Consider the following 9,587-nt stretch of genomic DNA (forward strand, 5'->3'; position numbering starts at 1 on the left):
CCGGTGCGCAGCTTCGGAATCCGCAGTTCCACGTTCCCGGCCCGCGTCTGCCAATCGCGTTCGCGGTAGCCGTTTCTCTGCGCCTTCCGCTCCGGCGTCTTCTGATGATAGTCGGCACCGGTCTTTGCGCCAACCTCCAATTCCATCAGCCTTTCGGCGGCAAAACCGATCATATCTCGAAGAAGATCGGCATCCGCGCTCTTCTCGACAAGCTCTTTCAGGTCCATCATAGGTTTGGTCATCGGGGTCTTCCTTCGGTTCAGGTTGATGTTCGCAACCCGACCTTACCGAAAATTCACCGATGACCACCGCGCCTTTGATGACGTCCTACGGCGCCTCATGAAGGGCGCGGACGCCACCAAAAGCGCTACCAGAAGTTACACCTCTCCCTGGGACAGGACCTGCTCGACATGTTTAGCGGCCGCATGGGGTTCCCGTCAGAAATTGTCGATGATCCTCTCCTTACTATGGTGTCTCCCGAAGGCGAACCGTTCCCGCATGCCGAAGAACGTCGGGTCATGTATGTGGCTATGACACGGGCCCGGAAAACCCTGACGCTCATGGGCGCCGCCTCTCGGCAATCGACTTTCATCGCCGAGTTGGTGGATGACGATGCGTACGGGCTTGGGGCAGACAAGACAGAAGACCTCCCGACCTGTACGTGCGGTGATTGCGGCGGGCATCTGTTTGCAGTGCCCCGAAAAGACGGTGGAACATTTTACCGATGTGAACATGTCGAGCTCTGCGGCAACACGCTCCCGAGCTGCCCCGACTGTGGCGTCGGCATACCCGTCAGGTCGGAAGATGGGCGGTCGTCCGACTGCCGCTGCGGTGCGACCTTCCAAGCCTGTCCGGTCTGCGCCGATGGCTGGCTGGTTGAGCGCAGCGGTCGTTATGGTCGCTTCCTTGGGTGCGTGAAATTCCCAAGATGCAATGGCAAAGGGAGACTTTAAACGGAATACCCTACATAATGTCGGTTTTCGTGAAACGGGCCCCTCCGGTAAACCTGTTGAAATCGGTGAGTTCAATGTGAAAAATGCGGAGCTGAAGTTTAAATGACCGATTTAGATCATAGCTTCCTTGACAGACTGTACGCTGTAGCATCTGATCCAGAGCATTCTGGAGGGTGGATTAGCGCACTGTTCAGCATCGTTGCGCCCCCTACGCCCTATCTGCCCCGCGAACTATCTTTTCCCGAACAAAGAGAAGCGTTCTTCTACCTTCTGGAACGGCTTTTGCGGGAAGGGAAAGTGCTGTTGACACCTCCCGCGTTGCTGGAAGATCACGAACCCTATTACTGGGTTATTGCAGATGGTTACAGCGACAATAAGCCTATGCGTCCGGTAGAGCGCGTCCCTGACGGTGGCCCATGCCGTTTCCGCGTTTGGGACGTTCCGATTGAGAAGCAAATCGCCTATATTCGAGAAACTTTCCCCACGAGCGTCACCGACGACCGTGACTTCGAGTTGACGGCCTATTGGTTTGATGGACGCTGTCCATGGATCGGCTGGATAGATTCGGAAACCGGGGTGCTGTGGGCTTCTTGAGGGTTTTCATGATCCGTCGTCTGCTGAAAGCACTCCTCGTCCTTAATCGACATTCCCCAAGTGGCCTGCCTTCTGACGTGAAGATCGCCTGACTGCGCTTAACGGGCTGATGCTCTTGGACAAATTCGTCATGGAGAGTTTGCTTACAGGCACCTGCATCTACCGGGATTTGCCAGAAGCCGCGCGGATCAAACAACTGCGAAACCTGAAGGGGTTTGCGCAAAGCCAGCCGAAAAAGCTGCTATACGTTGTCGATTATATCGAAAACGGGCTGACACCCGGTTTTGTCTCTGGCGAGGGGCCCCTGATCACCTATGCCTTTGGCGGGATCATTGAATTGACAGCGCCCGATCTGGTGCAGACATTCAAAGAGCGCGCGCAGGCTGCTTGTCAATCGGGACAGGCCTTGCGGGATTGGCTGTCTGCCAATGCCGAGAACCCGCTGGTAGAAGCAGCATAGCGTACCACGCGTTCCATACCTTGCGTGATCGGACAAATGAAAACACCCCCGGCAGGATCGCCTGCCGGGGGTGTTTTCATTTCATAGCGTACTTACTTCAGCAACACTTCCAGCGGCACAGGTTCGCTGATGGTCCAGCTATCAATCGCTTTCGGTGTCCCGCCAGAGATTTCGATGATCTGCATCTCTGCGAAATTCTGATGGTGCAATTCATCGGTAAAGCTGCGCGGACCGAATGCCGTTGCTTCGTTTCGCATCTTTTCCAGCTCTGCAGTCACCGTCGCGCCGTCCAGTGTCCCCGCGCGCTCGACCGCCTTGGCCCAAAGTTCCATCAGCACATACCCCGGATAGGCATAGGAACTGGCAGGGCGGGCACCGGCCTTGGCCTCGTATGCCTTGTTGAACGCTTCGACTTCGGGGCGTGGATCATCGCCATAGATCGACCCTTGGACCGGCACCACGAAATTCGAAAGGTTCGGCGTCGCATCCAGCCAATAGGACCCGTCCATAGACGAACCATTCAGGATCAACGAGTCGATCCCTGCCGCCCGCAACTGGCGCACAGCCGAGGCCGCACCGGGTATATAGGAACACAGCATGATCACGTCGGGCTGTTCCGGCAGCGCTTTGATCCGGCTGATCTGGCTGGCAATCGAGGCATCGTCGTTCTTGAACGTGTCGCGGCCCACGATTTCGGTGCCGTCCAGACGGGGGAACATCCAGTCAAAACCGGTGCAGATGCCCTTGTTATATTCGATAGTGGTGTCCAGCAGCACATAGCCGGTTTTGGCGTTGCGCTTGGCGTGGCTCCATTCTGCCATGGTCGCGCCTTGCACAGGGGCCAGAACCGAGCCCGAGAAGCTGTAGGGACCGACGCCCTGAATCCCGGCCTTCACGTCCTCGGCACACAGGAAGAAGGAAATCATCCCCTCCGCATCCGCCGACAATGCAGCGGGGGCGCCGAAGTCATAGTCGCAAGTCACAACCATCATGTCCGCGCCTTCGTCAATCAGTTGCAAACCCGCCTTGGCCGCTTGGGCGCGATCGGTTTTGGTGTCGGATTCGACCCAGTTGATCTGACGGCCCAACAGGCCACCATTCGCGTTGATCTCGTCGATACGGATTTTCGCAGCGGTTGCGGCGGGGGTGTCATAGGCTTCCATCCAGCCGGATTTCGCGATGGCGAACCCCACGGTGATGTCATCAGCGGCATAGGCCGGGCCGCACAGGGCCAGCACAGCCGCGGCTGTGGTCAAACGTTTCATATCATACTCTCCTGTTTTAGTTGGATTATTTAGGTTGGATATATTTGGGGTCAGGCGCGTTTTGCCTGCCCTCGTTTTTGGAACAGGCGGCCGGACAGCGCCCATTCCCTTCCCTTGGTCAGCCCCGAGGGCCGCAAGATCAGGATGACGATCATCGCCACGCCAATCACGATTTCCTGTGCGCCGTTGGGGATGGACAGATGGGTTTGGCCCACTTCGATCCCTTGCTCCATCCGGACCAGCGCCTCGATCGCGGCGGACAAAACGACCACGCCGACCACTGCACCTGTCAGGCTTCCGATCCCGCCAACCACCAGCATTGCCAAGGCGATGAAGGTCAGCCCCAGATAGAAACTGTCGGGGTTCAGAACGCCGATGTAGTGGCCCAGAAGCGCCCCTGCGACACCAGTGAAAAAGGTCGAAATCACCAGCGACAGCAAACGGTGGCGGTACATGTTCACGCCCGAGGATTGGGCGGCGACCTCATCCTCGCGGGTTGCACGCAGGGCCAGACCCGAGCCCGAATTGGCATACAGGCTGGCCACCGCAATCGCTGCAACCGCCCAAGCCAATGCGACCCACGCGTCCACATAACGTGGCAGGCCCACAACGGAACTGGTTGCACCGGTGACGTCCTCCCAGTTGGAATAGACGGTGTTGACGATGGCAAGGAACGCAAAGGTCGCGATCGACGCCGCGATCCCCGACAGCCGCAAAATCGCAGCGCCGGAAATCAGACCGACAACCGCAGCCAACAGCCCGCCCGCGATTGCCGCAGGAAAGACCGGCCATTGTGCCTGAGCCAGCCAGTCCGGCAAGCCGGGCAACAAAAGCGCCTTCATGGTGGGTTTCAGGGTCAGCCACGCGGACATATAGGCGCCGATGCACATATATCCGGCGTGACCAAAGCTGATGACGCCGGAGTTGCCAACGAAGATCCACAGTCCAACGACCAGCGTCACGCGGATCAACAGTTCCGCCATGGCCCGCCCGAGTGCCTTGTCGCCCAGACCTACCGCCAGAACGGTCAACGCCAACAGCGCCAAGGACAGAAGGACCGGAGTGGAATAGGACCGAAGTCGCATCAAAGTGTGATGGTGCATGATCTTAAACCCTTGGTTTGGCGCTGGCCGAGGCAAACAGCCCCTGCGGCCGCAACAACAGGCAGCCGATCACCAGCGAATAAAGGAAGGCATCGCGGAACGGACGGGCATCCAGCGGAAGGAAAGCTTGCAGCATCACCGAGGCCGCCCCCAACAGGAACCCCGCCGCGACCGCACCGGGCAGACTGCCCATGCCACCGATCACCGTTGCGATAAAGGCAACCAGCATGACTGGCCCACCCATACGGACGTCGGCGACACCGGTCTGTGTGACAAGGATCAGGGCAACGGCAGCCGCAAGCGCACCGGAAATCGCAAAGGCTCCGGTAATAACCCTGTTCGCCTTCACCCCCAGCATTCTTGCCATGGTGAAATTCTCGGCTGCGGCGCGCATTTCCAGACCTAACCGCGTGTGACGCAGCAACAGGAACAGGATCACCAAGATCGCGACCGTCACCCCGATAACCAGTAATTGCAGCAGGGGAACGCTAGCCCCCAGCAACTCCACCGGCGTATTCAGTCCGGGCCAAAGGGATACCGCCTTGGGACGACCGCCATAAGCGGCCAAAAGGGCATATTGCAGCACGAACCCCAGCGCGAAAGATGCGATCATCATGGTGACAGGCGTTGCATTGCGCAGGCGACGGAATATCAGCGCCTCGGATAGCACCGCCAGCCCGCCACCAATCATCAGCATCACAGGGACCAGCACGATTGCCGGCGCCTTACCCAAAAACAAATGAGCTGCGGCATCCGTACTAGGCACGATCAGGGCAAACACACAGAAGGTGATGTATTCCCCATGGGCAAAGTTCACGAGGTTCATCACCCCGAAAATCAATGCGATGCCCAGCGCGGCCAGTGCATAAATGCCACCCAGCGACGCTGCATCAAAGAAAAGTTGAGAAAGCGAGGTCATCACGAGGCCTCCTTCACTGGTTTGGATTGGCCGAAATAGGCGTCTCGCAGGCTGTCCTCGGCACCGAGTTCGGCAGCGTCCCCGTCACCCACGATCCGCCCGCCCCGCATCAGGATCATCCGCCCACCGACACGGGCAGCACGGGCCGAGCTTTGCTCGACGATCAATAGTGTCAGACCTTTCAGCGCCTGAAGCTCCAGCAGCGTGTCATAAACCTGATCGACAATCTTGGGCGCCAGACCCAAGGAAGGTTCGTCAATCATCATCAGTTTGGGGTTGGTCATCAGGGCGCGGCCGATCACCAGCATTTGCTGCTGACCGCCAGACAAGGCCCCTGCATTTGCGTGACGCCGCTCGCCCAGAATGGGGAAGGCGTTGTAAATTTCCCAAAGGTCTTCGGCCACGGCGGAACGATCCCGCCGGATACCGGTTCCGATCATCAGGTTTTCCTCGATGGTCAGCTGTCCGAAAACCTCGCGGCCTTCGGGCACCATCGACAGGCCCTTGCGTGCGATGGATTCGGGGCTGGCACCATTCAGGATGTCGCCATCCATTTCGATCCGGCCATGGGCAGTCGGGGCAACTCCGGCAATGGCCTTAAGCAACGAGGATTTCCCCGCCCCGTTCGGGCCGGAAATAAACACTCGTGCGCCTTCCTCGACCGCGAATGACAAGTCGTCCAGCGCGGTCAGCTTGCCATAGCGTACCGTCAGATCGTTGATAGCTAGCTTGGTCATTACGCTGCCTCCTCGTGGCTGGCCCCGAGATAGGCATCACGCACCGCCTGAGAGGCGAGGATCGTCGCGCGGTCGCCCTGTTCGATGATCTGGCCCGCGTCCAGAACGTACACCTGTTCGCAAACACCCAGCACCAGACCGACATTGTGTTCGATCAAAAGCACCCCGATGCCCAGTTCCGATGCAATCCGCGCAATCAGTTGCGACAGCTCTTCGGCTTCGATTTCAGACATTCCTGCGGCGGGTTCATCCAGCAGCAGGAAATCAGGCCTGTACATCAGCGCCCGTGCGATCCCGACACGACGTTCATCCGTGTAAGGCAGGCCAGAGGCAGGTAGATCGGACAGATGACGGATATCCATCCAGTCCAGAACACTGCGGGCCTCTTCCTCGGCGGCGCGGCGGCTGTGACCAAGACCAGTCCCGGTCACAGCAAGGTTATCCAGAACGTCCAGACCGGTGAACAACCGACCGGCCTGAAACGTCCGTGCAATCCCGAGGCGGCGCAGCGCAAAGGGGGAGTGCGCCCCTACCGCCTCTGTCCCGAGCAGAACTTCCCCTGATGAGGGAGACTGGAAGCCCGTCAGGACATTGACCAGCGTGGTCTTGCCGGCACCGTTTGGCCCGATCAACCCGACGACAGACCCCGCGGACAACGACATCGAGACATCCGTCAGGGCGTTGAACCCACCGAAGGTGACAGACACGCCCCGGGTTTCCAGCTTGGCATTATCGGAAAACGATACCGGCATCGCGATCACGCCTCGGCCAATTCTTTTGCGGGTTTTGCAGTGCGGGTGTCACGTTCCGGGTCATAGGTGACCACGTAGACACCGCTTTCGTGCAGGTCAGCCGTCCAACCGGGTTCGATCACAAGGGTCGTGGTGACTTCCTCAATCACGGCAGGGCCATGTAGCACATCCCCTGCACCCAGTTTCGCCCCCTCGTAGACATTGGTTTCAACCGTCGCCCCGGAGGCATCGAACACCATCGGGCGGGTCCCCTTGAGCGCCTTGTCCGATCCCTGTCCTGCAGGAATACGCATCTGGGCGGGTTTTTCCACGTGACCGCAAATCGTGCTTTCGACGTTCACAACCTCGATCGCGCTGGCAGGTTCGTCATAGGTGTAAAGCTCTTTGTGACGTGCATGGAACGCGGCCTTGAGCTTTTCCAGCGACTCTTCGGTGATCTGGAACGGGTCGACCTCGACCGTGCACTCGTGCACCTGACCGACATAGCGCATGTCCAGCGACCGGCGGATCGAAATGCGGTCACGCGTGAAATCATCCGCTTCCAGATCGGATACGCCACGCGCCTCTAGCCCGTTGAACAGATCGTCCAGTTTCGCGGCCGCATCAGCCCCTTCCAGACGCACCGGCGCGGGCGCCATGTAGTTGTACTTCACGTCCGAAATGATCTGACCATAGGCACACAGACCCGAGGCCAGTTTCGAAATCAGAACCTTCTTGATCCCGATCTCGCGCGCCAATGCGGTGATGTGCGAACCGGTGGCGCCACCTGCGCCCATAAGCACGAAATCGCGCGGATCATAGCCCCGTTCCACGGACACGCGGCGGATACCGTTGACCATGTTGTTGTTGACGATGGTGAACATGCCATAGGCGGCTTTTTCCACCGAGATCCCCAGCGGATCGGCCAGTTTCGCCTTGATCGCGTCGCGGGCCTTGGCCACATCCAGCGGCAGGCGCCCACCTACCAGACCGTCGCCATTCAGATAGCCAAGGGTCAGGTTTGCATCCGTCGTAGTGGGGTTTTCGCCACCTTGGCCATAACAGGCCGGCCCCGGTTCGGATCCCGCCGATTGCGGCCCCATTTGCAACAGCCCCATTTCGTCGATCCATCCGATCGAACCGCCGCCAGCACCCAGCGTTTCCACCTGAATCATGGGGATACCGATGCGATACCGCAGGAAGTCGATGTTCTTGCTGACATTGGCCTGACCGTCCTTGGTCAGGGTGATGTCGAAGGACGTGCCCCCCATATCGACCGTGATCAGGTTTTTCTCGCCCCATGGCTCGGCCACGTTCAGCGCCGCTTGCGGGGCAGATGCCGGACCCGAGTTGATCGCATAGACCGATTGGTCGGTCACGATTTCACCGCGTGCCAGCCCGCCGTTGGACTGGAAATAGCGCACGGGGTTCTTGGCGCCTAGCGAGGCAAAGTAGGCATCCACCGCGCTGACATAGCGTTGCAGGATCGGCGCCAGATAGGCGTTTACGATCGCGGTCGAGGTTCGGGTGTATTCACGCACCTGCGGATACAGTTGGGCCCCGATCGTCAGATGCACATCCGGCATCATTTCCCGCACGATCTCGGCTGCGCGCATCTCGTGTTCGGGGTGCAAAACGGACCAAACAAACGAAATCGCAACAGATTCCACCTTTTCGCGGATGAAGTGGCGGCAGGCCTCACGCACCTGTTCCTCGTCCAGCGCAGTGCGCACTGTGCCATCCGACAATACCCGTTCAGACACGCCCCGCCGCAGATAACGCGGCACCAGCATGGTCGCGGGCGGATAGTCGGGGTCATAACGATACCCGTCTTCCTTGTGGCCCAGACGGATTTCGATGCTGTCCTCGTGGCCCGAGGAGGCAATCAGACCGGTCCGCGCCCCGTTGTGGGTGATCAGTGCATTCAGGCCCACGGTGGTGCCGTTGATGCAAAGGTCGGTATTCGAAACGATTTCCTGCGGGGTGATACCGGTTTCTTCCTCGATCAGCGCCAGACCGTTGCGGATGGCTTGGGTCGGATCGGACGGGGTGGACAGAGCCTTGAAAATCCGGACCTGACCAGTTGCGTCGGCCAGAACGACGTCGGTGAAAGTGCCGCCTGCATCAATGCCAAGACGATATTTGGTTTGCATGGTATTTCTCCTTGATCGGATCTCAGGCGCTGGCGCGCAAACGGGCGGTTTCGGCCTCGTCGATTTGCAGGGATTCCGCGTCGGCAAAGACGACGCCGTATTCGATGCGGGCGGCCTCGATGCTGACCAGACCGTTGCGCACGTCCTCGACCACATGGGCAGGGCTGCGTTCAAAGGCAGGGCCAAATCCGCCGCCGCCAGGGTTGATATTCGCCGCGCGTTCACCCGGATTGATGGTTTCGATCACGTTGTCGGTGATAACTTCGGTCTTGCCGTTACGGGTGATTTCCAGACGACCGACCTTTTTCTCGATCAACTTGGATTCCGCGCCCGCCGCGCCCATCGCGGGGATGCGACGCCCTTCGCCAAAGGTGACCAGCGTCATAGGCTTGTCCAACGGCTCGACTTCCCAGCAAGCACCGGACCCGCCGCGGAATTTGCCCGCTCCGCCCGAATCCTCGATCATCGAATAGCGGTGGATGATGATCGGATAGCTGTGTTCCAGCATCTCGATATCGCCCGAGGTCAGGGCCCCGAAACAGCACAGCGGTCCGCGCACGTGCCAGCCGTCCTGCGTGGCCGTAGCCCCTGCCCCCGAAATGACCGAGGCCAGAACCATGGTCACGTATTCTTCGTCGTGACGGTCGTCCCAACCGGCGATGTTACAGCCGT

11 protein-coding genes are annotated in these 9,587 nt (G+C 59.3%); 3 read left to right on the forward strand and 8 right to left on the reverse strand.

Translation table 11 applies throughout. The features are described 5' to 3' along the window. The coding region (locus A3764_RS08410; RefSeq protein WP_201722418.1) for a transposase at positions 1-242 on the reverse strand (242 nt) is incomplete at its 3' end. A 318-nt stretch (positions 243-560) separates the two neighbouring features. Here A3764_RS08410 and A3764_RS23995 point away from each other — a divergent pair. The 3 genes from A3764_RS23995 to A3764_RS08415 all read left to right on the forward strand — a co-directional run bounded on the left by A3764_RS23995 (position 561) and on the right by A3764_RS08415 (position 2,007). Next, the gene (locus tag A3764_RS23995; protein ID WP_231886455.1) at positions 561-953 is read left to right on the forward strand and encodes a topoisomerase DNA-binding C4 zinc finger domain-containing protein; all 393 of its coding nucleotides are present in this window, start codon (positions 561-563) and stop codon (positions 951-953) included. A gap of 102 nt (positions 954-1,055) precedes the next feature. Further along, positions 1,056-1,547 carry a hypothetical protein gene (locus A3764_RS24600; RefSeq protein WP_067268425.1) on the forward strand — a complete coding sequence of 164 codons (492 nt, stop codon included), beginning with the start codon at positions 1,056-1,058 and terminating at the stop codon, positions 1,545-1,547. A 115-nt stretch (positions 1,548-1,662) separates the two neighbouring features. Beyond that, the gene (locus A3764_RS08415) at positions 1,663-2,007 is read left to right on the forward strand and encodes a hypothetical protein (protein ID WP_150121358.1); all 345 of its coding nucleotides are present in this window, start codon (positions 1,663-1,665) and stop codon (positions 2,005-2,007) included. 92 nt (positions 2,008-2,099) lie between these two features. Here A3764_RS08415 and A3764_RS08420 read toward each other — a convergent pair whose 3' ends face one another. The 7 genes from A3764_RS08420 to A3764_RS08450 all read right to left on the reverse strand — a co-directional run. Then, positions 2,100-3,272 carry an ABC transporter substrate-binding protein gene (locus tag A3764_RS08420; RefSeq protein WP_067268422.1) on the reverse strand — a complete coding sequence of 391 codons (1,173 nt, stop codon included), beginning with the start codon at positions 3,270-3,272 and terminating at the stop codon, positions 2,100-2,102. Positions 3,273-3,322: 50 nt separating this feature from the next. Next, the gene (locus tag A3764_RS08425; protein ID WP_067268421.1) at positions 3,323-4,375 is read right to left on the reverse strand and encodes a branched-chain amino acid ABC transporter permease; all 1,053 of its coding nucleotides are present in this window, start codon (positions 4,373-4,375) and stop codon (positions 3,323-3,325) included. Positions 4,376-4,379: 4 nt separating this feature from the next. Continuing rightward, positions 4,380-5,294: a branched-chain amino acid ABC transporter permease gene (locus tag A3764_RS08430; RefSeq protein WP_067268419.1), complete on the reverse strand. Its 915-nt coding sequence runs from the start codon at positions 5,292-5,294 to the stop codon at positions 4,380-4,382. Continuing rightward, positions 5,294-6,031, reverse strand: coding sequence for an ABC transporter ATP-binding protein (locus tag A3764_RS08435; RefSeq protein ID WP_067268417.1), 738 nt, complete (start codon positions 6,029-6,031; stop codon positions 5,294-5,296). Before A3764_RS08435 ends, A3764_RS08430 begins: the two co-directional genes overlap by 1 nt. After that, positions 6,031-6,783, reverse strand: a complete 753-nt coding sequence (locus tag A3764_RS08440; RefSeq protein WP_067268442.1) for an ABC transporter ATP-binding protein — start codon at positions 6,781-6,783, stop codon at positions 6,031-6,033. Before A3764_RS08440 ends, A3764_RS08435 begins: the two co-directional genes overlap by 1 nt. 5 nt (positions 6,784-6,788) lie before the next feature. Continuing rightward, the gene (gene capA / locus A3764_RS08445; protein ID WP_067268415.1) at positions 6,789-8,915 is read right to left on the reverse strand and encodes a caprolactamase subunit alpha; all 2,127 of its coding nucleotides are present in this window, start codon (positions 8,913-8,915) and stop codon (positions 6,789-6,791) included. Positions 8,916-8,937: 22 nt separating this feature from the next. Beyond that, the coding region (locus A3764_RS08450) for a hydantoinase B/oxoprolinase family protein (RefSeq protein ID WP_150122111.1) at positions 8,938-9,587 on the reverse strand (650 nt) is incomplete at its 5' end.

Origin of the sequence: Sulfitobacter sp. HI0129 (assembly GCF_001635395.1) — a bacterium.
Taxonomy (GTDB): Bacteria; Pseudomonadota; Alphaproteobacteria; order Rhodobacterales; family Rhodobacteraceae; genus Sulfitobacter.